Here is a 24,143-nt window from a genome sequence, read left to right as displayed (position 1 = left end):
CGTATTTTATCACGGTTGGCAAGCTGATCTGTTCTGATCCTGGCAAAATCGTTTGTCCGGCGCCGTATCGCGGCGGCATTCCGATGCGAAATAGGCAATCCACACATAGCTGTCAATGGTGACAATTAAAATGACGGCCCCAAGAAAGAACATCATGCGGGCTTAGGCGACATTCGGCTCGCCCGATCGGTGACTACTTGCCAAGAGGCAGGCTGGGCACCCAGAAAAAGAATCCAAGCCGGGCAAACGTGACTCAACAATCGGCGAATGCCTCGTTAAGGAGCCTCGAGCTTTTTGAGACGGACACGCCCGCATGCCCTCGTTGAAGATTTGCATCCATATTGTCCTTGTTTTGTCGCTGACAGCCTGCGCTGGCAGCTACGATCGTACGGCTCTGACGCCGACAGCGGCGACCTACGAAACGTTCCTGCCAGTCGGCGCAAATGCAGACAGTCGGTATTTCGAAGATGACAGCGGTGCCCGGCTGGCCGATCTGGAATCGGATATGCGCAAGACACTGGCACAGGTGCCGAAGGGACGCGGGCTGAACGTCCTTGCGCTGTCAGGGGGCGGCCAGCATGGGGCGTACGGCGCTGGCGTACTCAACGGTTGGAGCGAAACGGGAACCCGACCATCTTTTGATGTTGTTACCGGAATATCCACAGGGGCGCTGATTGCTCCTTTTGCCTTTCTTGGGCCGGACTATGACAACAGGCTAAAGCGGTTCTACACCGAAACTGCGACACGCGACATTGTCCGACTGGATCTGACCGGAGCCGTATTCGGGCGTGGATTTCTGACAAAGGCAACCCCGCTGAAGCAGGCGATCCAACAAGAGCTAACGGATGACCTGATCCTTAAAATCGCCGAAGAGCACCGAAAGGGCCGTCAGCTGCTTATCGGCACCACCAATATTGATGCCGAGCGGCCGGTACTTTGGAATATCGGCGCAATTGCGCAATCCGATACACCGCAGGCGCGGGACCTGATTCACAATGTTGTTTTGGCATCAGCTTCGATCCCCGTCGTATTCCAACCGGTTACAATTGACGTGACAAACGGCGAAGTTGTTCGCGAAGAACTGCACGTGGACGGTGGGCTGACACGCGAGATATTTGCCTACCCCTACGAATTACAGATGCGTCAGCTTTTGCGCTCTGCCGGGTTGAGCAACCGGAACAACCGCATTTGGCTGATCCACAACAAAAAGCTGGAACCGACATTCGATCCGCTGCCAGGAAACGCAACAGCTGTGGCCAACCGCGCGTTCGAGATGCTGATCCGGTCGCAAAGTCTGGGCAATATCGAGAGCATTCTGGCCCTAGCGAACCGCGACGGCTTTGGGGCGAACATCACCTATATTCCCAAAGAGTTCCTGACCAAGCCTGACGAACCGTTTGATCCTGACTACATGACCGAACTGTTTGCTATCGGATTTTGGGCAGGTCAGCATAAAGACGGTTGGGTCTACAATGTCCAGGACTGGCAGTGAAACCGGCTGGAATGCACGCATTTCTTACTCTGCAGCAGTGGCAACGCTCGCGTTTCAACCATTGGGGCGTGCCAGCAATGCACAACCTGTTTGAACAAATCGCAAATAACTGCAAGGTATTGGCACGAAACCATGATCTGAACGCATAGATGATACCGCCACGTCGCCTTTTTCCTTCAATCTCATCGCTCCGCGCCCTCGAAGCTTTGGACCGCCTCGGCTCGGCTTCAGCCGTCGCGGACGAGCTGGCACTGACCCAAAGTGCCGTAAGCCGCCAACTGCAGACATTGGAAGCGCAATTGGGCGTAGACCTGATCCGTCGCGACCGCAAACGCCTGCTTCTTACACCGGTCGCACAGGAATACGTGGCTGAGGTGCGGCAAGGATTGAACCAGATCGCTCAGGCCTCTCTGAAACTGCACGTGGCGCCCGCCGGAGGAACTCTGAATCTTGCCATTCTGCCAACATTCGGCATGCGCTGGTTGGTACCAAGGCTACCCGAGTTTGCCCGACTTCATCCTGACATAACAGTCAACATGTCCACCCGCCTGCGCCCCTTTAGCTTTACCACGGAACCCTTTGATGCAGCACTGCATTTTGGTGAACCTGACTGGCCCGGCACGGACCGGCTTTTGTTGCGGGTGGAAAGCGTACAACCGGTATGTGCACCATCATTGCTGCCCAAAGGCGTACCAGAGTCTCCGCGCGATCTACTGAAACTGCCCTTGCTACACATCCAGACGCGACCACACGCCTGGCAAGAGTGGTTCCGCCACATGGGCACAAGCCATCCAGAAGCGTTGCCGGGAACAATTTACGATCAATATACCACGATCAATCAGGCGGCGGTGCACGGGCTCGGCGTGGCCTTGTTGCCCAACTATTTGATTGAACAGGACCTGGCGACCGGCAAATTGATCGCAGCATTCCCCGATGCGGTCGAAATGATGGGGGCCTATTACCTCGTTTGGCCGAAATCCAAATCCGACGACCCATCTTTACGCAATTTCAGGCACTGGCTTGCAACGCAGGCCCAGACCGAAGAGGGCCTACCGCGGTAGCAAGACTAGACACCAATGCTCACGCCGCCCCCGCTTAGTCGGACACGTCAAGCGTTTCAGTCAACAACAATGCCGCCTGTTTCAACTCTAACCGCCAGTCTGACGGGGCATCAAGCGCAGCCAGAGAGTCAAGCGATAGAAAGACCGTCGAAATCCCCTGCGCAACGGCCCGCACCTTTTCTGCACTTGCGTTGGGCGACACGCGGCGCAGAGTTTTTTCAATGACCAACAAGAACCGCGAAAGGACCGCCAGCAGAGGTTTCGCAAGATCCGGGTGGTCTCCAATCGACGTGGACAAAGCCTGCCAGGCGGCCAGCAGTCGGGGGTCAATTTCCTCGTCGTCGGTAAATAGGATTTCAACCAGCTGGCTGCCGGATTCGATCTCGCTCAGGTAAAAATCCAATTCAGCGGTCTGATTGTTGAATGTGTTTGCAACATAAAGGCTCAAGGCAACGATCATTTGATCCCGGTTACCAAGATAATGCCGCAACAATGGGCGCTTCACGCCCGCCTCGGCCGCGACTCGCTCCTGCGTGGCACCCTCAAGGCCAAACCGGGCGACACATGTCATATAGGCATCAAGAATTTCTTCGGACCGTTGAGTTCTGAGGCTCGGACGCGGCATGGCAGATCCTGTTTTGCTGCCGAAGCGTGGCGCTTAAACTCGGCGGGTTGTCTCTGGCCGCTCATTTCGCAGCATTTTCCGGTTGTTACATCAAAATTAGTGAACGGTCACTTTTTGTTGACAAATGGCATTTTTTTCGTTATTTGTCAATATTGACAATAAAGAAGCAGCCAATCAGCCAATTGCGAGACGTATACATGCAACAACCGAATAAAATGCCGGAGGTCGCCACTCAGGAACTACCACCCGAGGCGTACACGTCAGAAGAATGGCTGGCGCAGGAAAACAAAAATCTCTTTTCGCGCAGCTGGGTATTTGCGGGGACCGAATCGAAAGTTGCCAATGCTGGTGACTACATGACCGCTAAGGCAGGGCATTTTACTCTGGTTGTCATCCGCGGCAACGACGGCGAACTGCGCGCCTTTCACAATATCTGCCGCCATCGCGGAACCGAGCTGCTTGACCGCGGCTGCGGCAATACAGGCAAGACCATTGTTTGCCCCTACCACTCATGGACATTTGGTCTGGATGGCGCGTTGCGCGGCATCCCCGAGCAGCGCGCGTGCTTTCCGGACATCGATAAAAAGGAAAACGGTCTTCACAAGGCGTCCGTAGCCGTATTCAAAGGCTTTGTGTTCGTTAACCCCGAGCCAGATCAGGACCTGTCCGACTGGCTCAGCGGGCTGGAGGATGTCGTCTGGCCTCATGACATCACCAGTCCCGAACTGATCTCTTATGGTGACGCCGTCACTTATGAGATGCAGTGTAATTGGAAAGTTTTCTTTGAGAACGCGATTGACGGGTACCATCTGGCCTATCTGCACAAGAATACCCTTGGCGGACCAACCCAGGACAAAAATATCTGGGACCCCTACGGCGACAACCAGGTCTGGTATTCGACCGAGAACGAAACCGTGCGTTCACGTGTTCCAAACTTCGTATCGAACCGCATGGACAAGTGGAACGCAAAAAAGATCCCGCATGCCGAGAAAGAAGGCTATGGGGGCGTCTATATGCTGTTCCCGACAACCCTCATCGTAGCCAGCCCATGGTCTTTCTCGGTTTCCGTGATGGAACCCGTCAGCGCCGGTGTGACCCGGTTGAACGTCTATGTCTGGGCCGCAAAATCGTGGATGTCCAATCGCGGATCGGTCAAGGACATTCCCGGATATGACAAGGCGACCGGCCTGATCAAAAGCTCTCACTGGAAAGTACATCCACTGGAAACCCAGGATTTCCAGACCGAGGACGTTTATGTGGTTGAAAAAATGCAACGCGCCCTGATGTCTCCGAAATATTCGGTCGGCAAAATGGCCGCTGGTCCCGGAGCGGAGTCGCCGCTGACATATTTCCAGAGATCCGTTCTCCGTCATATGGAAGCATAACTTCCCCAAAAGCCGCCTGATGGCGGCTCTCAGGCAAGCGCCAAGGTTGGGCTGTTTTTACACAGTTCGGACGCTTGCCAAAACAAAACGTCTTCAAAATCCTGCAACGCCTCTGATTTCTCCTGATTTACAGGATAGAGCAGCCCAAAAGTCATCCAACGTTCTGGCGCGATGGGAACCAACGCCAACCGGTCGAGGGCTTCCTGCGCAGCGACCAGTTCGTCAGCAATGGTTACACCCGCGCCCTCTGCAACAAGCGAGCAAGCAAGCTGTGAAGCCGCGACTTCACAGGTATGGCGTGGGTTGACGCCGGCAGATCGAAAAATGTCGTCCAATTGCTCGCGCAGCAAAAGTCCATTCATCAACCGGATCACCGGAAATTGGGCCAGATCGGTGGCCGAGACCGAACTGCGATCACGCAACTCGTGCGTAGCAGGCAGAACCGCCTGCGCCCGAACTCTGAGCAAGGGTTTCGTCCGAACTCCGGGATGTTGAACCGGCAATGCCCCTATACCAATGTCATACTCACGACCCGCCAGCCATTTGCTGGCTTCGCGCCGCGCCCGGATGTCCAGACTGACATTTGTATCCGGATGGGCTTGCAGAAATTTGGCGAGAGCGGGTGCCGAGATCGCGCGAGCGATGCGCGGCATGGTGACCACGCGCAGTGTTTCTGTGCGCCCTGCGCGTATTTCAGCCGCAATACGGGGAACCTCGTCAAGGTTGTCCAAAATTCGTCCCGCCTCGCGGTAGAACGCCAACCCCTCTCGAGTCGGCGTCAGATTCCGGCCACTGCGGTCAAACAGGATCAGGCCCAATTCTGCCTCCAGACCAGATATCAGACGGCTGATCGCCGGTTGACTCAGGTGCAGGATTTCAGAAGCGGCAACTAATGTACCTTCGGAAAGGGTGGCGCGAAAGGCTCGGAGGGCTTTGATATTCATCAGACTGAACCTTTACTATTTTGCAAGAGAAGATAACACCTTTGCATTTTTATTAACACTACTTTTAATCTAATTTGGATCGCATCTCAGGGAGGATGCTATGAAGCGTAGAACTATTCTCACCGCTGTCCTTGCGGCAGTAACCGTAACTGCAACCGCGACGGCGAGTTTCGCAGCCGACTGGCCGAAACGCCCGATCAATCTGGTTGTTCCCTACAAAGCCGGCGGCGGTACAGACGCCTATGCCCGCGCCATTTCGGCTGCGGCCGAAGGCATTCTGGACGTTCCGGTTGTCGTCGTGAACAAGCCCGGCTCGGGCGGTCTGAACGGGGCAAACTCAGTCGTTGGCGCCCGCCCCGACGGCTATACCATGATGATGACATCGGGCGGCTCGTTCCTTTTGTCGACGATGACCCGTGACACGGATATCGACGCACTGGAAAGCTTTGACTTCGTTGCACAAGTCGGTCAGCTGCAAACTTCGCTGATGGTGCCGCTCAACAGCCCGTTCCAGTCCGTTCAGGACGTGATCGATGCGGCCAAAGCCAACCCGGGCCAACTGCGTTGGGCACATTCGGGCCGCGGAGGCTTCCACCATGTCGGCGGCATGGGGTTCCTGGCCAGTAACGGCATCGAGGCTCAGGACGTACCGTTCAAAGGTGGCGGACCGACCCGTGCCGCTCTGATCGGCGAACAGGCCGACTTTGGTTTCCTGGGCGTTCAACAGCTGGCAGGATTTGAAGAGCAACTGCGCGCGCTGGCCGTCAACAGTCAGGATCGCGATAGCATCATGAAAGACGTGCCTGCGTTTGGCGAACTGGGTATTCCGTTTGCCGCCGTCTCCTCGCCGGTGATCGTGTTCGCCCCGAAGGGCACCCCGGCCGAGGTCGTTGCCGCGATGGAATCTGCGCTGGAGCAGATTGCCGCAAAACCCGAGTTTGCCGAGCTTCTGGCCTCGCGCGGAACCGGCCCGGTCTATCAGAATGGTGCGGACGCCAAAGCGACGCTGTCCGCCATGAAAGAGGACGCCACTCCCCTGGTCGAAAGTCTGACCAACTAAAGTCCTCAGGGCCGGGTGGGTTTTCTCCCCCCGGCCTTTTTGTATCTAACGTAATCAGGGAGGATCGACATGCGCGCCTATGCAGAAGGCCTTGTGCTAGCCCTCATCTCAATCATTGCCATCTGGGGTGCCTGGCAAGTGCCCGCAGCGTCTCCGGGGGATACCTGGGCAGGCATCGTGCCATTTTCAGCGTCCATCGCACTATTGTTTCTTTCCTGCCTGCTGCTGTTGGGTGCCGCACGTCAAACGGCCGACGGCACCAGCCAGGAACAAGACAACGGAGCAACGCTGCAAATCATCGGCCTGTTCATCATCGCCCTGATCTATCAGCAGTCCTTCCGCTGGTTTGGCTACTTGCTGCCAACGGCGATTGCCGCGCCGATCGTTTTGTACTTTTTCGGCGTACGCAGCTGGATCGGGCTGGCGGTGTCTGTGGTGCTATGCCCGCTGATCTTCCACCTCATCTTTTTTGTCCTGCTTGGTGTGTTCCCGCCATACGGCGAGGTCTTCGACCTGCTCAACTGGATACAGGGGTAAATCGTCATGGAAATTTTTCCCGCACTTCTTTCGGTGATCACCGACCCAACGCTGCTTTTTGCCATCGTGCTGGCCGCAGTCGTGGGCATGGTGGTCGGGGCCACACCTGGGCTGACCGCGTCGGCAGCCATTGCGATGCTGCTGCCCATCACTTTTTACATGTCGCCAATCTTCGCGCTCGCTTTCTTGTATGTGATCGGAAAATCCGGCCGGTATGGCGGCTCAATCGCGGCTATTCTGTTCAATACGCCCGGAACAGCAGCCAGCGCTGCAACACAAATCGACGGCTATCCACTGGCACGCGCCGGTAAGGCTGGCAAAGCGATGAAAGTGGCGACGATTTCGTCCATCATCGGAGACCTGATGGGCGACATCATGTTGGTTATCGGTGTCGGCTTTATTGCGGCGATCGCCCTGAAACTTGGCCCGCCAGAAACCTTTGCAATCTATTTTGCGGCCTTTGTGGTCATTGGATCTGTTATCGGCAACTCAATTATCAAAGGTCTGGCCTCGGCGCTGATGGGTATTCTGATTGCCATGGTCGGTTTGGACCCGATCTCAAGCGAAGAGCGTTACACCTTTGGTTCGTTCGAGCTGTCGAACGGCATCGGGCTCGTGCCGCTGATGATCGGCGTCTTTGTGCTGGGCGAAGTCTTTGCCCAACTGGAATCGCGTCGCAAAGCAACCGGCGAGACCAAAGAGAACGAAAGCACTGAAAACGGCAACAGCCTGACCTGGGAAGAATACAAACCCTGCTTGCCGCACGCATTCCGCGGAGGCTTTATAGGCGCAGGTATCGGCGTTCTGCCGGGCCTCGGTTCCGCGATCGCTGCGTTCATCTCTTATGGCGAAGGCAAACGCCGCGCGAAAAACCCCGAGATGTGGGGCAAGGGCGCGCTGGAAGGTGTCGCCGCACCAGAGGCCGCCAACAACGCGGTATCCGGTCCCTCGATGGCGCCACTTCTGACACTGGGCATTCCGGGTTCGACCATCGGTGCAATCCTTTTGGGCGTTTTCCTGATCCACGGCATTCAGGTTGGGCCAACCCTGTTCCTGACGGACAAGGAATTGGTCTATAAGCTGTTCGCCTGCGGTATGCTGGGTATTCTGGCCTATGGTCTGATCGGGTATTTCGGTGCCACTCAGGTGGCTCGCCTGATCCTGAAGATCCCGACCAACGTTCTATATCCGCTGATCTTCCTGACCTCGTTCGTCGCAGCATATTCGGCACGCGGATCCATGTTTGACGTCACGGTCATGACCTGCGCAGGTTTTGCCGGCTGGCTGATGCGGAAATACGACTTTAACGTTGCCGCATTCGTGATCTCGTTCGTCCTGGCCAAAGGCGCGGAAGAGACCTTCCGCCAGTCGCTACTGATGTCCGATGGCGGCGCCTTGATCTTCGTCGAACGTCCGATCGCGCTGGCTTTCCTTGTCATCGGTGCTGGGGCCATCGCCTTCCGCATCCGTGGGATCATGAAAGAGCGCAAGATCGCAAAGGGAGAGCTGGAAGATGCTTGAGCACTCCCTTTACCGAGACTGCTTTTCCAGCGCCGACATGCGGTCCGTCTGGTCACAACATGCCACGATTTCAGCCTGGCTAAAGGTTGAGCAGACGCTGGCGCGCCATCAGGCGCTGGAAAATCTGATCCCGCAGGAGGCCGCCGACGCGCTGGACGCGATTTCGGTCTGCAATCTGGACACCGAACGCCTGCACGAAGACATGATGCATGTCGGACGACCAATTGTGGGACTTGTCGAACAACTCAGAAGGCAGGTTGGTGATCACGCGACAAGGGTTCATTACCGGGCGACGACGCAGGATATTATGGACACCGCTCTGGCTCTGCAGATGAAGATCGGGCTTGAGCACATTCAGACCGGGCTGGAACGGCTGACCGCAGCCATCGGGCAGCAGATCGACGAAGTTGGCGACACCGTCATGATGGGTCGCACCAATGGTCAACACGCGGTGCCCATTCGGGCTGGCACCAAGTTGACGGTTTGGAAAGTCGAACTACTGCGGCGCGCGCAAGCGCTTGAAGAGTCGGCGGCGCGGGGCTTGAACGTCCAGATTGGCGGCCCCGTCGGCGATCTGCGCGGTTATAAAAACGGCACAGGTCACCGGATCAAGGAAGGCGTCGCCGCCACGCTGGGCCTGAATGTCATAGAGCCCCATTGGCAAAACGCCCGCGACGGTATTGCCGACATTGTCGGCGCGCTTGGGGGGTTGTGCGCGACGCTGTGCAAGATCTCTCACAACGTCAATCTGCTGTCATCGTCGGACATATCAGAATGGTCCGAGGTACACGTCACTGGCAAGGGTGCGTCATCCGCCATGGCACATAAGCAAAACCAACGCGCGTCTGAGTTTGGTGAAGCCGTCGCCCGGCTTGGCCGGCAGCGGGCCGAGCAGATCGGAGAGTTCACTACCCACCAGCATGAACGGTCAGGCGGGATGTGGATTGGCGAATGGATTGTCGTGCCCGAGACCTTTTTACTTACTTCGGGCGCACTGTCCTGGGTCGAGACCATCTTTGCCAATCTGATGCTGGATACGGACTCTATGGCGCGCAAAGTCTCGGACTTTGATCATGCCGCGGCGGCACAGCCGCACTAAATCCATCAACAAGCTCCCTGGCCGCGCACATACGCACGCGGCCAGGGAGTTTTCTCAGGCCGCGCCACTCTGGCTGCTGCGGCTACAGATGTCGATGATCTCACGTTTTTGGATTTTTCCGGTCGGCCCCTTGGGCAACGCTTCCCAGATTTCAATTTCCTTCGGTATCTTGAAGTTGGCGATCTTGCCACGGCAGTATTCGCGTAATTCTGCTCCGCTGACAGGCGTATCGGAATTCAGGGTTACAACGGCGTGTATCCGATCACCCCATTTCGGATCGGGCAAACCAAACACGCTCACCTCGTCGACCGCGTCATGCTCGGCAAGGCAGTTTTCGACCTCAACGGGGAAAACATTGTACCCGCCAGACTTGATACGGAATTTGGCCCGATCCTTGAGGTGAACATAGCCCTCGGCATCGATCACCGCGATATCTCCGGTGTGCAACCAGCCATCGCGTACGGTTTCCGAGTACTCCACCGCTTGATTCCAATAACCGGGTATCACGTATGGTGAGTGGATCAGCAGTTCTCCCGCCTCTCCGCTGGGCAGGTCATTGTCCTGCTCATCCACAACGCGGACGTCCACGTAATACAGGGGCCGCCCTGCGCTTTCCAGACAGTTGTGCCCGTCTTTCAATGCGCGCTCATGGTCAGTTGCCGTCAGCATCATACCCATCCCCATCAGTTCGGTCGTGCCGAACATCTGCAGGAACTTGCACCCAAACGCCTTGAGCGCCTCGCGCACCGTTGCTGGCGGAATCGGGGCAGAGCCATAGCCAAGCTGCCGGATCGAAGAGCAATTGTAGTGCGTGATCAGACCCGACGACAAAAGATCGTTCAGCATGGTCGGCACCAGAACGCAGATCGTGGCCTGTTCCCGGTCGATCAGCTTCAGGGCCGTTTCGGCATTCCACTCGCCGATAATGGCGCATTTGGTGCCGTGGAACATGTTGCGCAGAAGATGAATGATTGGAACACCCGAGGCTGGCATCGCATGCAACCAGACATCGTCCGGCCCCGCGCCTTCGGCAAGGGCGATTACGCCCATTGACTCGATCATCAACGCATGGGGATAGATCGCGCCTTTTGGCAACCCGGTTGAACCGGTCGTATAGCAGATCATCAGTTGTTCATGCGGTGTATGAGGGAATCGCCCACGATCAGCGGCCGCTGCGATCAGTGATTCATAGTCCCGCTCCATTTCATGCTGCGAACCGACACCCACAAGCACAGGCTGGCGTTCGCTGAACTTCAACGCGTCCCGAGCTATCGCGATCTTCGTGTCCTGAACGAACAACACATCCAAGCCCGCATCGTCGATCAGCGCTCCGATCTCTCGCGGGGCAAGGCGATAGTTCAAACCCACACGGATAGCGCCCGCCTTGGCGCAGGCACCAATTGTTTCAGCCACTTCGATGCAATCGGATAGGATGACCCCGACCCGATCTCCCTTGCGCACATCCAAAGCCCGCAGCGCATGCGCCAGCGCATCCGTGCGCTTGCCTAGGTCACGCCAGCTGCGACGGCGATCCAGTTCTACATATGCGTCCCGATCCCCAAAACGGTCTGCGTTTCGGTCAATCAGCTGGCCAAGCGTCGCCATATCAGTCTCCTCCCGGGCATCATTACACCACGTCTGTGAACTGTCGCCCAAATGTTATTCGGTCGTGAAATCTGTCTGTATCCGGCGAATGTGTCGCCGCAAAACCAGTGTCAGCTCTCAAGCGGTGTGAGTTTGTGGAATCCTTTGCGCCCGTATATCAGCGCCGATTTTTCGGGGTTCAGGTGAACCTCTTTCACCATGCCAAAGAACACTGCATGTGTCTTTGTGTTGGCCCAGTTGTCGACTACGCATTCAAAAGACACGACGGCCTCTTGCAGCACGGGCAGGCCCAAGTCGCCTTCGATCCAGGTTCCCGCCGCCTGAAACTGTTGTTCCTTGTCCATTTTCGAAGAAAAGGCACCGACAACGGCGGTCATGTCATCGGGTATAAGGTTCACGGCGAACTTCCGGCTATCCATGACAACGCCATAAGTCCGGGCGGTTCGGTTGATACAGACCAGCAACGCTGGTGGATCTGCGGTCAGCGAGCACACGGCCGTTGCCGCCATGCCGGCGCGCGCGCCTTCGAAATTGGACGTGATGATTGTGGTTGAGGCCGCAAGTAACTGCATGCCGGTCTTGAACCTGTCTTCGGTGGTCAGGGTCATACTGCGCTCTTGCCTATTAGTGAACGATCACTTACCTTCCACATTGCCGAGCAGATGTCAACGTGGACTTGGCGGCCCGGCAACAAAGAACCAAAAGCCCTGCCCTTGCGATCAAGGGATCGAACAAGGCACACAGATCAACAGGAAGGCGGTTGCACACCGCAGGACAACCGCAGGAGACGCACAGTGAACCAACATAGCCCCAACACAGTCGAGGGCCTTTCAACTCTTCTGGAAACGCAAAAGTCCCACCGGGCAGAACATGGCGCACCAAATGCGACTGAACGCAAAGAACGCATTACGCGGCTGATCGATTTGGTTTTGGATAATCGCGATTCCATGGTGGATGCGATTTCGGCCGATTTTGGCAATCGGTCGAAACATGAGACGATCACGGCAGATATAGTTGGAACGGTAAAACAGCTGAAATTTGCGCGGGACAATCTCGATCGCTGGATGCGCCCCGAGAAGGCCAAGATTGAATTTCCCCTTGGGTTACTGGGCGCACGCGGCAGCATCCAATACCAGCCGCTGGGCGTAATCGGCATTGTCAGCCCCTGGAACTTTCCAATTTACCTGGCCATTGGCCCCATGGCCGAAGCCTTTGCCGCGGGCAACTCGGTCATGCTGAAGCCCTCGGAATTCACGCCCCGCACGTCCGACCTGTTGAAGTCATTGATAGAAATGAACTTTGCCCCGCATGAGGCAGTGGTTGTAACCGGTGGCGTCGACGTTGCACAGGCGTTTACCGTCCTACCTTTCGATCATTTGCTTTTCACCGGAGCCAGCACAATCGGACCTCATGTCTTGCGTGCAGCGGCCGAACATATGGTGCCAACGACACTGGAGTTGGGCGGCAAGAACCCTGCCATCATCGCGCCAAGCGCGGACATGGATCTGACAGTTGCCCGCATCGCGGCTGGCAAGATTTTCAATGCGGGCCAAGTCTGCCTTGCGCCAGACTATGTTTTGGTCCCACGCGCAAAGATGGAAGACTTCGCAACCGCGCTGGCCGCAAAGATCGCCGAGGCCTACCCGACCCTGTCCGGCAACCCAGATGTTACCCATATCGTGACCGATCGCCAATTCGACCGCCTCAAGAAGCTTGTCGAACAGGCGCGCTCGGCCGGGGCGCGCATCGTGCAGGTAAACCCTGCGAACGAGGATTTCTCGGCCACCAACGAGAAAATCCTGCCACCGACTCTGATCATCGACGCCGACCCTGGCCTGGATGTCATGCAGGATGAGATTTTTGGGCCAATACTGCCGATCCTGCCCTATGACTCTCTGGATCAGGCCATAGCGTTCGCCAACGCGCGCCCACGTCCGTTGGCGGCCTATGTTTTTGCCAAAGACGCAAGCGAGCAGAACAAGGTGATGGAGAACACGATTTCCGGCGGCGCGTGCATCAACGACACCATCATGCACTCAACCCAGAACACCCTTCCGTTTGGTGGAGTCGGAAACAGTGGCATGGGCGCTTACCATGGTCACCACGGGTTCAAACGGTTCAGCCATGCAAAGGCCGTTTACAAACAGATCAATATGGATGGCGTCTTTAAAGCCGTGCGCCCACCCTATGGCGAGAAATTCTTCAAGACGATGGCTCCGTTCCTTAAGAAATAATCGGAACCAAAAAAGGGAGCTCCAATACAGGAGCTCCCTTCGCCTTGTTCTGCTCATGACCGACAAGGCAGCGGCAGTGTTTCAGAAGCGACGCGAGGCGGTTGCCTCAGACCTCCAGCCATTCCTTCCGGATATCGTCATTTTCACGCAGCGCCTGCGGGGTTCCTTCGTAAACCATGTGCCCGTGCCCCATCACATAGACCCGGTTGGTCACACGAAGTGCGATGGTCAGCTTTTGCTCAACCAATAGGATTGAAACCCCGCGCTTGGCGATTTGCAGCAGCAAATCCCCGACTTGTTCGACAATCTTGGGCGCCAGACCTTCGGTTGGTTCATCGATCATGATAAAGTCCGGATCACCCATCAGGGCGCGACAGATGGTCAGCATCTGCTTCTCACCACCTGACATGACCGACGCATCCACATCCGCACGGTTACGCAGGTTGGGGAACATTTCGAACATGTCCTCCATGCACCAACGCCCATCGCCGTCCTTTTGGCCTGGTTTCAAGCCCAGCATCAGGTTCTGCCGCGTAGTCAGGCCGGGAAAGATATCCCGGTTCTCGGGCACATAGCCGATCCCGGCCTTGGCGATCTCGAAACTTTTGCGACCCGCGATTTCTTTCCCGCGAAACTGGATCGATCCGTGCGGCGCGACCTCGCCCATGATCGCCTTGCAGGTGGTGGAACGCCCCACCCCGTTGCGACCCAGAAGCGAGACAATCTCGCCCTCACCCACCTCAAGATTCACACCCTGCAGAATGTGGCTTTTGCCGTAATAGGCATGCAAGTCGTTTACCTGAAGCATCACACGGCCTCCTCTTCCAAACTTGCGCCCAGATAGGCTTCTTTGACCTTTGCCGAGGATCGCACCACGTCCGGCGTGTTGGATTCGATTACCTCGCCGTAAACCAGAACCGAGATCTTGTCGGCCAGATCGAAAATCACGCCCATGTCATGCTCTACAATCAACAGAGTTTTGTCTTCGGTCACCTTGCGGATCAGATCGACAATCAGATCGGTTTCCGAATGGCTCATCCCCGCGCAGGGTTCGTCCAACAGAATAATGTCAGCGCCGCCGGCAATCGTGATCCCGATCTCAAGCGCGCGCTGTTCGGCATAGGCCAGAGTTCCCGCCAGTTCGTTCCGGCGTTGGGTCAGATTGATCTGGGCCAGGATTTCGTCCGCCTTTTCCGTCACATCCTGCTGCCGCCCAATCATGTGCCAGAAGGAATACCGATACCCCATCGTCCACAACAGCCCGCATCGGATGTTCTCGAACACGGTCATGTTGGGGAAAATGTTAGTGATCTGGAAAGATCGGCTGAGCCCTCTGCGATTGATCTCGAAGGGCTTCATACCGGTCACTTCCTCACCATGCAGGAAGACCCCGCCCGAAGTCGGCGCGAAGCGACCGGTGATCAGATTGAACAGGGTCGATTTCCCGGCCCCGTTCGGGCCAATGACGGCGTGCCGTTCCCCCTTGGCGATCTGCAGGTTCACGCCCTGGATGATCTTGGCCAGACCAAAGCTCTTCTCAAGATTTCTCAGCTCAATGGCGGGTGCGCTCATACCTGCCCCTCCGCATGATTGGCATTGTCCCAAGCTGCGCGGATTTCCGGCAGCACACGGGACACGAGGAAAAGGGATACCGCGGCGATGACTACGGCCATGCCGATGGCGTGATAGCCGCTGCTGTCAAAGGCGATGCCGTAAAGCTCCATTTCGTGATCACCGCCGTAACCGTGGCGCTTGTGAAACAGGATTTCCAGAATGGCCGCCAGCGACAGAACGCTGGTGATCGACGGGATTGCCACCTTGAGATACGGCTTGACCAGCAGATGCAACTTACCCAACGAAAACGGGCGGCGGTGCATAGCGATCAGCCCGGCGAACCCCGATGGGAAGAACATCACACAAGCGACAAACAGGATGCCCAGATACAGCGCCCAAAGCTCGGTATGCAGACCAAGGACGGTTTGCAGCAGGGTGAATACAACAGCCCCGATGATCGGCCCGACAAAGAAACCGGCCCCGCCGATGAACGTAATCAACAGGATCGATCCCGAGGTCGCAAGGTTCAGGTTCTCTTCTGTCAGGATCTCAAAATTGATCGCAAACAACGACCCGGCTACGCCAGCAAAGAAACCCGAAGCGCAGAAAGAAATCCAACGAACGTTGCGTTGGGAATAGCCCAGAAATTCTGCCCGTTCTTCGTTGTCACGCACCGCGTTGGCGATCCGCCCGATTGGTGTGCGAGAAAACAGGTACATCAGCAACGTTGCCACCAGCAGCCAGAAGATGGTCAGGTAGTAAACTTCTTGCTGCGTAAGGAATTCATACCCGAACACCGGCGGGCCCATTGTGCGGTCGCCCGAGATGCCCTCTTCGCCACCAAAGAACACGACGATGATCACCGAACAGGCGGCGATAAGCTCGCCTACGCCCAAAGAGATCATGGCAAAAACCGTGCCCGCCCGGCGGGTCGAGAAGCTGCCGATCAGGAAGGCAAACACCAGGCCGAACAAACCGCCAACGATCGGTAGAAATGGCAATGGGAGCCACAGTCCGTCCTCGACCATGTTCATCACATGCATGGCAAAGAACCCACCCAGCCCCATATATACCGCGTGGCCAAACGACAGCATGCCGCCCTGCCCCAGTAGCATGTTATAGCTGAGCGCAAACACGATGGTGATTGCCATCTGATTCATAATCGTCAGCGCCGAGCTGGTTTGGAAAACCAACGGCAAGCACAGCAGAAACAAAGCGGCAAAGGCCCACGGTATCGTTGTCGACAGCGACACCAACCGCGCCGTGCCCGCTGTCAGGGGTGTCTTGCTTGCGATACTCATGATTCACGGTTCCCCATCAGACCCTGCGGACGCAGGACAAGCACGACGATCATCAGCAGATACGGCAGCATTGGACCCAGTTGCGGCAGCGTCAGAGTCCAGAGGTCCTGCAGCGGGTGATCCCAGATCAACTCGGGCTTGGTAAAGCCGATGGCGGTCAGCACCTGTTCGGCAGTGATGTCATAGGCGGTAGCGAAGGTTTGCATCCACCCGATGATCAAGGATGCGACCAAGGCGCCCCAAAGCGAACCCAAGCCACCGATCACGATAGTAACGAAAACGATTGACCCAAGTTGAACGGCCATTCCGGGGAAAACACCCAGAACCGGACCGGCGATCACGCCTGCCAAACCGGCCATCGCGGTGCCGACACCAAAGACGCACATGAAAACCAACGGCACGTTGTGACCTAGGTTTTGTACTGTTTCAGGATAGCTAAGCGCGGCCTGAATGGTCATGCCGATACGTGTCTTGGTCAGGATGTACAGCAGCGTCAGAAAGATCCCCATCGCTACGGCAATCATGAACACCTTATAGGCAGGAAAAGCGTTTCCAGCGATGGCGAAGGCAGCGAAATCAAGCGCCTCGGGCTCCGAAAAAGGTAACTGGCTTTTGCCCCAAAAGAACTGAATAGTTTCTTCGATCAGCAGTGCGAGACCAAACGTAAAGATCAGTTCGGGCACGTGTCCGTATTTGTGGACGCGCCTTAACCCATATCGCTCGACCACGGCCCCGATAACCCCGACTATGAGTGGCGCGATCAGCAGACCGGCCCAGAACCCGGTCACGAGGCTGATCTGATAGGCGAAATAGGCACCCAGCATATAAAAACTGGCATGGGCAAAATTCAGAACGCCCATCATGGAGAAGATCAGTGTCAGACCGCTGCATAGCATGAACAGCAACAATCCGGTCACAAACCCGTCCAACACGTTCACGAGGAACAGCGCCATTGCTTGTCTCCCTGCATTGATAGAGTGGTGATCTGTGACGGCCCGCCCTAACAACAGACGGCCCGCCAGAGTGGTTAGAGAGTTAGGGGCGCTTCATCTCGCATGTGGTGGCGGAGTCGTTGGACGCCAATTCCACAATTGTCTCGGCAGCCATGCCGCGACCCGATTTGTCATATTCGAACAGGATGTCGTCAGGTGTCTGACCCTGCACGGTTACTGTCTGGATCGCTTGATGGTCGCTTTCACGCATCACGGTCTTGCCGGTGACGATGCTGTCATACTCCATCCCCTCCAGGGCGTAGGCGATGGCCTTGATATCGGTGGCGTTACCGACCTCGTTGATCGCCGCGGCCAGCATCGGCGCGACATTGGCCATTTGCGGTTGACCGAAGTCCAGGTCAGGGAAGTTCTCGTAGAACGCCGTGACGAACTCCTGCGCTTCGGGCGTTGCGGGCGGGTTCACTTGCCCTGCGCCAACCAGCTTGACGATGCCGTCGCCTTCTTCACCGAAAGCTGCCGTGATGCCCGAGGTCGCGCCGTAATAGGTGTAGATCGGCTTGTCGAAGCCAGCGCCCATAACGGCCTTGCCAAGACCGACCATGTCGCCGCCCCAGTTGCCGGTAATGACTGCATCCGCGCCAGAGCCGACGATCTTGCGCGCGTAAGGCGTGAAATCCTTGACCTTGCCGATCGGGTGCAACTCGTTCCCTACGATTTCGATATCCGGGCGCTTATCCTTGAGGAAACGCTGCGCTGCCGCGGCGACGGCCTTGCCGAATGAATAGTCCTGGCCGATTACATAGACCTTATTTATGTCCGGGTTGGCCGCGATGTCATCGGTCAGTGCGTCCATCTTGATATCGGCATTGGCGTCGAAGCGGAAATGCCAGAACTGGCACTTGTCATTGGTCAACGCCGGATCAACGGCCGAGTGGTTGAGGAAGATGACCGGGTCATCGGGGTTGCGGCGATTGTGTTTAGCAACGGCCTCGGTCAACGCATTGGCAACACCGGATGATGCGCCTTGCGCAATAATGCGGATCCCTTGATCCATGGCGACTTGCAGCTGAATCAGCGATTCCTTTGCGCTGATCTTGTTGTCAAAGGGCACCATCTCAAACTCGGCCTGCCCGTCCAGCAGCGCACCGGGCTCATTGACCAGTTCTTTCACGCTGTGACGATAGATCGCCAAGCCCTGCGTTCCGGTTGTGGCAAACGGTCCGGACAGCGGATCAATGAACGCGATTCGCACTTTTTCCTGCGCCGCCGCAGCCCCTGCGGTTAGGCCGGCAGCAAGTGCAGTCACCATCATCAAATTGAACTTATTCATTTCTTCCTCCCTGTTGACAGCAGGCGGTAGGTTTCAGCCTGTCGAAAGATCCACACATTGGTGAGTGATCGATCACTATCTTCATGGCTGTTTGTTAGTGTGTCAACGAATTACTGTCGAATTTCGAAACTACTGGATTGCCTCGGATTAATTTCGGAAATGCGCTTAAAATTTATTCATTTCTTTGAGGCCGCAGTCACCAAGACCTCCTTCGTCACTGAAAACAAAGAGAAAGTGTAAGTCTAACGGCCTTCGTGGCACAGGCTGCTTCGAATACAACCACTACTCAAAAACCACACAAACAAATCGTTGACATTTTTTTTGATCGCGTAATATCATTAGTACACTAACGAGAAAAATCTCATCAGGACAGACACTTTGCGGTATCTCTCACCCTGCACGCTCGACGATGCGTTTAATTTGCTGGCCACACATGACCTGACGGTTGTCGCTGGCGGCACCGATTTCTTTCCGTCTCGGCAGCGCCATGAGCTGCACACTGACATTCTGGATGTAACGCGGATCGCAAGCCTTTCGGGCATCACCTTTGCGGACAACCGCTGGAAAGTCGGAGCCGCGACAAGCTGGACCGACATCGTGCGGGCTGACCTGCCGGCTGCGTTTCGAGGGCTGCAAATGGCGGCACGGGAAGTCGGAAGCCTGCAGATCCAAAACAGCGGCACAATTGCGGGAAACCTGTGCAATGCCTCTCCTGCCGCTGACGGCGTGCCCCCGCTGCTTACGTTGGAGGCCAGCGTCGAACTTGGGTCGACGCGCGGCTTTAGAGAGGTCCCGCTGTCAGAATTCATCACCGGTGTCCGCCAGACCGCAAGGACCAACGACGAGATCGTGACAGCCGTCTACCTGCCCAATCCGCCCACTGGGGCTGTCGGGCATTTCGAGAAGCTCGGCGCGCGACGGTATCTTGTCATATCGATTACAATGACGTCTGCGGTCATCGGTCTCGATGAGAACCGCCGGATCAACTACGCTCGGATCGCGGTGGGAGCCGCCTCAGCAGTGGCGCAACGGCTGGAAAGCCTCGAAGCTGACCTGATCGGGAAAACCCCTGAGGCCGTTGAGATCACGCCAGATCATCTGGCGCCGCTCAGCCCGATCGATGACGTGCGCGGAGACGCTGCATACCGGCTGGATGCCGTGGCTGAGCAATGCGTCCGCGCAATCAGGGAGGCGGGTAAAAGCCATGGATAAGCGCGCAGACGAGGTCACAACCGAATTCACTCTCAACGGAAAGCCCGTCAGCGCGGCTCCGCGCGTTGGCGAACGCTTGTCTGAAATGCTGCGCGAACGGTTGGCGGCGCGGGACGTCAAGATCGGCTGTAATGCGGGCGATTGCGGTGCCTGCACGGTGCTGATCGACGGTGATCCGGTCTGTGCCTGTCTGGTGCCCGCACAACAGGCCGCCGGACGGGTGGTAGAGACAGTTGCCGGACTGACAGAAGAAGATCAGATCGCTGCCCGTTTGGCCGAAAGTTTTCAGAACCACGGGGCGGCGCAGTGTGGCATCTGCACACCCGGCATGATGACCGCAGCCGTTGCGTTGTTGCGTGAGACACCTGAGCCGAACTCCGAACAGGTACAGGATGCCCTTGGCGGGGTCCTGTGTCGCTGCACCGGCTATCGTAAGATCATCGACGCTGTCGTTGCCGCTGGCACAGTTCGTCAACCTGACACGACGACCGGGCATGCGGGCGACGCCATTCGGCGCGTTGATGGACTGCAAAAGGTTACCGGTGCCGAACTGTTCGGCGATGACGTGGCTCCGGCGGGCACGTTGGAGATTTTTGTAATCCGCTCACCGCATCATCGGGCGGGGTTCACCTTTGGCGATCTGAAGGCATGGGCCAAGTCCACCCCTGGAATTGAAGTGGTTCTGACGGCCGCCGACATTCCCGGCCGCAACGTGTTCGGCGTTATCCCCGATTTCGCGGACCAACCCGTGTTTGCAGAATCTGAAGCCCGATTCCGGGGTGAGGCAGTGGCCGCAGTTGTAGGATTGCCCGAGGTTCTTGCGACCTTTGACCCCTCAAGCTTCCCCGTAACCTGGGAAGAACGGCCCGCCGTACTGGAATCTCTCGAAGCCATGACACCCGAGGCGGCACAATTGCATCAGGATCGCGATGAAAACGTCATGTGCGGAGGATTTGTCAAATGCGGCGACCCCGAAAAGGCTCTGACCGACGCAGATGTCGTTGTCGAAGGCCATTATCGTTCCGGGTTTGTCGAACATGGATACATCGAACCCGAAGCCGGTTTCGCGGAAATCGTAAATGGCCGGGTCGAGGTACATGCCTGCACGCAAGCACCCGTAATGGATCTGGACGCGCTTGAGATCATTCTGGGCATGCCCCGCGATCAGATCCGCATTGTCCCAACCGGCGTCGGCGGCGGTTTCGGCTCCAAACTGGATATCTCCGTACAACCCTATCTGGCGCTCGCAGCGCTCAGAACCGGTAAGCCGGTGCGGTTGACGTATTCCCGTACCGAGTCGATGCAATCCACGACTAAACGCCATCCATCTGACCTGCGGGTCAGGATCGGCGCGACCAGAGACGGGCGGGTCAGCGGCATGACATTCGATGGCCTGTTCAATACGGGTGCCTACGCCAGCTGGGGTCCGACCGTAGCCAACCGAGTGCCAGTTCATGCCTCGGGCCCATATAAAATCACAGATTACCGCGCCGAAGCCAAAGGCATCCATACGCATTGCCCGCCGTCCGGGGCTTTCCGTGGCTTTGGGGTTCCTCAGTCGGCCATCGCTCAAGAAAGCCTGTTTGACGAGCTTGCGGACAAGCTGGGCATCGATCCGCTCGATTTCCGCATCCAAAATGCGCTGGACAACGGCGTCCCGACAGTCTGCGGGCAAGTATTCGATCAGGGTGTTGGCATTCGCGCCTGCCTGGAAGCGCTGCGCCCCGCATGGGCGAACGAAAATGCGACGGCCACGGCTTTCAACGCAGAAAACGATATGCTCAAGCGCGGTGTCGGATTGGCAGCAGGCTGGTATGGATGCGGCAACACCTCGTTGCCGAACCCCTCGACCATCAAATCCGGCGTTCGGTCGGATGGCAGTTTGGTCCTTCATCAAGGGGCAATGGACATCGGCCAAGGCGCAAACACGGTCATCACGCAGATATTCGCCACGGCGCTTGGCGTTCCAGTGTCCCAGATCGAATTGATTGGCGCTGACACGGATGTGACACCTGACGCTGGCAAAACTTCGGCTTCGCGCCAAACCTATGTCTCAGGCAGTGCCGCGCGCCTATCCGGTGAGGCGCTGCGCGCGCAGATCCTATCGCGCGTCAATGCCGGGCCCGATGCGGTGATTTCGCTGACCGCCGGCACAATCGACGTGGATGACAACGGTCAGAAGCATTCCATCGACCTGACCGCGCTGGAACCAGACGCCGAGGGTTATGTCCTGCGCGCCGAAGAAACCTATGACCCGCCCACAAAACCGCTGGATGAAAACGGTCAGGGGATCCCGTACGCTCAGTTCGGCTATGCTGCGCATCTGGCGGTGGTTGAAGTAGACACGAAGCTTGGGACGGTGAAGCCAATCAAATTCGTGGCGGCGCATGATGTCGGTAAGGCGATCAACCCGATGCTGGTCGAGGGTCAGGTACAGGGCGGTATCGCGCAAGGCCTTGGTATGGCGCTGATGGAGGAGTACCTACCGGGGCGCACCGAGAACCTGCACGATTACCTGATACCAACCATTGGTGACATTCCTCCTATCGAAACCCTCATCATCGAAGAAGAGGATGCCCACGGTCCCTATGGCGCCAAGGGTTTGGGTGAGCACGTACTGATTCCGACCGCACCGGCCCTTTTCAACGCAATCAAACGCGCCTGCGGCGTCCGGCTGACCCGGGGTCCGGCCACACCCGCGAAACTGCGCGCAGCAATCAAGGAACTTAAAGATGGCAACTGAGCGCACGACACCGGAGAAAATCCGCTGCGACGCCTGCCCGGTGATGTGTTACATCGCAGACGGCAAGGCCGGGGCTTGCGACCGATATGCCAACCACGGCGGTGATCTGGTCCGGTTGGATGCGCTTACTATCATCGAAAGCGCGGAAGACACGCGTCTTGTTCCGTTCCTGAAGGATGGCAAAGACCCTGAAGACTGGGACGGCGACATCGTGCAGGGCAAGCGGCCCTTTGTGACCGCCGTTGGCGCAGGCACCACCTATCCCGACTACAAACCCGCGCCGTTTATCGTCAGTCAGGACGTGCAAGGCGTTGATATGGTCACCGTCGTGACCGAGGGGATTTTCTCATATTGCGGCGTCAAAGTGAAGATCGACACCGATCGCCACATCGGCCATGAGCGCGACGTTGTTCGCGTGGATGGGGAGCCGGTCGGGCACGTGATGACTTCGGAGTATGGTTCAAAAATGCTGTCTCTGGGTGGTGTGGAACACCTGACCGGCGGAACCAAGAAAGAAGGCCGTGTCACCTGTGACGCCTTGCTTCGCCTGTGCAATCGCGAGGCCGTCGAGATGGTGATCGGCGATGAAGGACATGAGACAACTGTCGTCGTGCAAGCGGGCAAAGCCCCTATCATCAACGGGGTCGAGGAAAAGCTGATGCGCGTGGGCTGCGGCTCGGCCACGATCGGTATGTTCGCCAAACAATGGGTCGATCACGTGGACGACGTTGTGGTCGTTGACGATCACATCACCGGCGTATTGTCCGAGCACCAAGCTGGCAAAATGCTGGATGTCGAACCTACAGGGATCAAAATAAATGGGCGGCGATCCACACCAGGTCGTTATTTTCAGGTGGCCGAACCCGGCACCGGTTGGGGCGGCACCGACATCGAAGATCCGCTGAAAATCCTGGGCGATTTCAACCCGAAATTCGCCCGTGAAGGCATGAGCCTTCTGATGGTGTCCACCACTGGTGAGCAATACGGGTATTTCGAACTCAATGCCGAGCTAAAACCGCAACCGGCGGAGATTCCACAAGCGCTAAAAGCTTCGGCTGAACTGATCGCCGAGAATTGCGAACCGTCGGTCTGCTCGGTCCTCTTCATGGGTGGCGCGGGTGGCAGCCTGCGGGCCGGTGTCACAGAAAACCCGGTGCGGCTGACAAAATCGGTAAAGGACTCGCTGACCTTTGTGTCTTGCGGCGGGGCTGAGGCCTATGTTTGGCCGGGCGGGGGCATCACTGTAATGGTTGATGTCATGGACATGCCCACCGGGTCGTTCGGGTACGTTCCCACCCCGGCGCTGGTTGCCCCTATCGAGTTCACAATGCGCGTCAGTGACTATAGCACGTTGGGCGGTCACATGAATGAAATTAAGCCGGTATCGGAAGTCGTTTCAGATGAAACCCGCAAGGTGGACCAGTTCGAAAACCAACCCGATCCGATGTCATCGACCAATTACCGTTGGGCGAAAGGAGCTTAACCGC

20 protein-coding genes are annotated in these 24,143 nt (G+C 57.0%); 11 read left to right on the top strand and 9 right to left on the bottom strand.

The genetic code is table 11. The features are described from left to right. Positions 1 to 313: 313 nt before the first annotated feature. Both MHN28_RS09805 and MHN28_RS09800 read left to right on the top strand, forming a co-directional pair. Entirely contained in the window at positions 314 to 1,492 is a 1,179-nt protein-coding gene (locus MHN28_RS09805) for a patatin-like phospholipase family protein (RefSeq protein WP_239338490.1), read from the top strand. Positions 1,493 to 1,641: 149 nt separating this feature from the next. Then, positions 1,642 to 2,553 (top strand): LysR family transcriptional regulator, encoded by a 912-nt coding sequence (locus tag MHN28_RS09800; RefSeq protein WP_239338487.1) that lies wholly within the window; start codon positions 1,642 to 1,644, stop codon positions 2,551 to 2,553. 34 nt (positions 2,554 to 2,587) lie between these two features. On the opposite strand, the gene MHN28_RS09795 is transcribed toward MHN28_RS09800, so the two are convergent. After that, complete coding sequence (locus MHN28_RS09795; RefSeq protein WP_239338485.1) at positions 2,588 to 3,178, bottom strand: TetR/AcrR family transcriptional regulator; 591 nt, start codon at positions 3,176 to 3,178, stop codon at positions 2,588 to 2,590. A 197-nt stretch (positions 3,179 to 3,375) separates the two neighbouring features. Between MHN28_RS09795 and MHN28_RS09790 the strand changes: the two genes are divergently transcribed. Then, complete coding sequence (locus tag MHN28_RS09790) at positions 3,376 to 4,563, top strand: SRPBCC family protein (protein ID WP_239338483.1); 1,188 nt, start codon at positions 3,376 to 3,378, stop codon at positions 4,561 to 4,563. Between the two features lie 29 nt (positions 4,564 to 4,592). On the opposite strand, the gene MHN28_RS09785 is transcribed toward MHN28_RS09790, so the two are convergent. Beyond that, positions 4,593 to 5,507 carry a LysR family transcriptional regulator gene (locus MHN28_RS09785; protein ID WP_239338481.1) on the bottom strand — a complete coding sequence of 305 codons (915 nt, stop codon included), beginning with the start codon at positions 5,505 to 5,507 and terminating at the stop codon, positions 4,593 to 4,595. Between the two features lie 100 nt (positions 5,508 to 5,607). Between MHN28_RS09785 and MHN28_RS09780 the strand changes: the two genes are divergently transcribed. The 4 genes from MHN28_RS09780 to MHN28_RS09765 all read left to right on the top strand — a co-directional run bounded on the left by MHN28_RS09780 (position 5,608) and on the right by MHN28_RS09765 (position 9,724). Next, entirely contained in the window at positions 5,608 to 6,567 is a 960-nt protein-coding gene (locus MHN28_RS09780; RefSeq protein WP_239338479.1) for a tripartite tricarboxylate transporter substrate binding protein, read from the top strand. Between the two features lie 69 nt (positions 6,568 to 6,636). After that, positions 6,637 to 7,104, top strand: a complete 468-nt coding sequence (locus MHN28_RS09775; RefSeq protein WP_239338477.1) for a tripartite tricarboxylate transporter TctB family protein — start codon at positions 6,637 to 6,639, stop codon at positions 7,102 to 7,104. 6 nt (positions 7,105 to 7,110) lie between these two features. After that, positions 7,111 to 8,625 carry a tripartite tricarboxylate transporter permease gene (locus MHN28_RS09770; protein WP_239338475.1) on the top strand — a complete coding sequence of 505 codons (1,515 nt, stop codon included), beginning with the start codon at positions 7,111 to 7,113 and terminating at the stop codon, positions 8,623 to 8,625. Beyond that, on the top strand, positions 8,618 to 9,724 hold the full coding sequence (locus MHN28_RS09765; protein WP_239338473.1) for a lyase family protein: 1,107 nt from the start codon (positions 8,618 to 8,620) through the stop codon (positions 9,722 to 9,724). Before MHN28_RS09770 ends, MHN28_RS09765 begins: the two co-directional genes overlap by 8 nt. Positions 9,725 to 9,778: 54 nt before the next feature. Here the strand turns inward: MHN28_RS09765 and MHN28_RS09760 are convergent, their stop codons facing one another. Together MHN28_RS09760 and MHN28_RS09755 are read right to left on the bottom strand one after the other, a co-directional pair. Beyond that, positions 9,779 to 11,329 (bottom strand): class I adenylate-forming enzyme family protein, encoded by a 1,551-nt coding sequence (locus tag MHN28_RS09760; RefSeq protein ID WP_239338471.1) that lies wholly within the window; start codon positions 11,327 to 11,329, stop codon positions 9,779 to 9,781. Between the two features lie 110 nt (positions 11,330 to 11,439). Next, positions 11,440 to 11,937 (bottom strand): flavin reductase family protein, encoded by a 498-nt coding sequence (locus MHN28_RS09755; protein ID WP_239338469.1) that lies wholly within the window; start codon positions 11,935 to 11,937, stop codon positions 11,440 to 11,442. Between the two features lie 186 nt (positions 11,938 to 12,123). Between MHN28_RS09755 and MHN28_RS09750 the strand changes: the two genes are divergently transcribed. After that, entirely contained in the window at positions 12,124 to 13,563 is a 1,440-nt protein-coding gene (locus MHN28_RS09750; protein ID WP_239338466.1) for a coniferyl aldehyde dehydrogenase, read from the top strand. A gap of 106 nt (positions 13,564 to 13,669) precedes the next feature. Here MHN28_RS09750 and MHN28_RS09745 read toward each other — a convergent pair whose 3' ends face one another. The 5 genes from MHN28_RS09745 to MHN28_RS09725 all read right to left on the bottom strand — a co-directional run bounded on the left by MHN28_RS09745 (position 13,670) and on the right by MHN28_RS09725 (position 18,701). Then, positions 13,670 to 14,371: an ABC transporter ATP-binding protein gene (locus MHN28_RS09745; RefSeq protein WP_239338463.1), complete on the bottom strand. Its 702-nt coding sequence runs from the start codon at positions 14,369 to 14,371 to the stop codon at positions 13,670 to 13,672. After that, positions 14,371 to 15,135, bottom strand: coding sequence for an ABC transporter ATP-binding protein (locus MHN28_RS09740; protein WP_239338460.1), 765 nt, complete (start codon positions 15,133 to 15,135; stop codon positions 14,371 to 14,373). Before MHN28_RS09740 ends, MHN28_RS09745 begins: the two co-directional genes overlap by 1 nt. Then, positions 15,132 to 16,418 (bottom strand): branched-chain amino acid ABC transporter permease, encoded by a 1,287-nt coding sequence (locus tag MHN28_RS09735; RefSeq protein WP_239338457.1) that lies wholly within the window; start codon positions 16,416 to 16,418, stop codon positions 15,132 to 15,134. The genes MHN28_RS09740 and MHN28_RS09735 overlap by 4 nt, the downstream gene beginning before the upstream one ends. Beyond that, a complete protein-coding gene (locus MHN28_RS09730; RefSeq protein ID WP_239338455.1) occupies positions 16,415 to 17,371 on the bottom strand; it encodes a branched-chain amino acid ABC transporter permease in 957 nt (318 codons plus the stop codon). The genes MHN28_RS09735 and MHN28_RS09730 overlap by 4 nt, the downstream gene beginning before the upstream one ends. A gap of 82 nt (positions 17,372 to 17,453) precedes the next feature. Next, on the bottom strand, positions 17,454 to 18,701 hold the full coding sequence (locus MHN28_RS09725; protein WP_239338453.1) for a branched-chain amino acid ABC transporter substrate-binding protein: 1,248 nt from the start codon (positions 18,699 to 18,701) through the stop codon (positions 17,454 to 17,456). 378 nt (positions 18,702 to 19,079) lie between these two features. Between MHN28_RS09725 and MHN28_RS09720 the strand changes: the two genes are divergently transcribed. The 3 genes from MHN28_RS09720 to MHN28_RS09710 are packed head-to-tail and all read left to right on the top strand — an operon-like array spanning position 19,080 to position 24,139. Next, positions 19,080 to 19,913 (top strand): xanthine dehydrogenase family protein subunit M, encoded by an 834-nt coding sequence (locus tag MHN28_RS09720; protein ID WP_239338451.1) that lies wholly within the window; start codon positions 19,080 to 19,082, stop codon positions 19,911 to 19,913. Beyond that, on the top strand, positions 19,906 to 22,656 hold the full coding sequence (locus tag MHN28_RS09715) for a molybdopterin cofactor-binding domain-containing protein (protein ID WP_239338449.1): 2,751 nt from the start codon (positions 19,906 to 19,908) through the stop codon (positions 22,654 to 22,656). The genes MHN28_RS09720 and MHN28_RS09715 overlap by 8 nt, the downstream gene beginning before the upstream one ends. After that, positions 22,646 to 24,139, top strand: a complete 1,494-nt coding sequence (locus tag MHN28_RS09710; RefSeq protein WP_239338448.1) for a 6-hydroxynicotinate reductase — start codon at positions 22,646 to 22,648, stop codon at positions 24,137 to 24,139. The genes MHN28_RS09715 and MHN28_RS09710 overlap by 11 nt, the downstream gene beginning before the upstream one ends. Positions 24,140 to 24,143: the final 4 nt, after the last annotated feature.

The organism is Ruegeria sp. Ofav3-42, from assembly GCF_022347725.1.
GTDB lineage: Bacteria > Pseudomonadota > Alphaproteobacteria > Rhodobacterales > Rhodobacteraceae > Ruegeria.
Note: the sequence above shows the minus strand (reverse complement) of the source record. Positions and strands in the feature narration are given on the sequence as shown.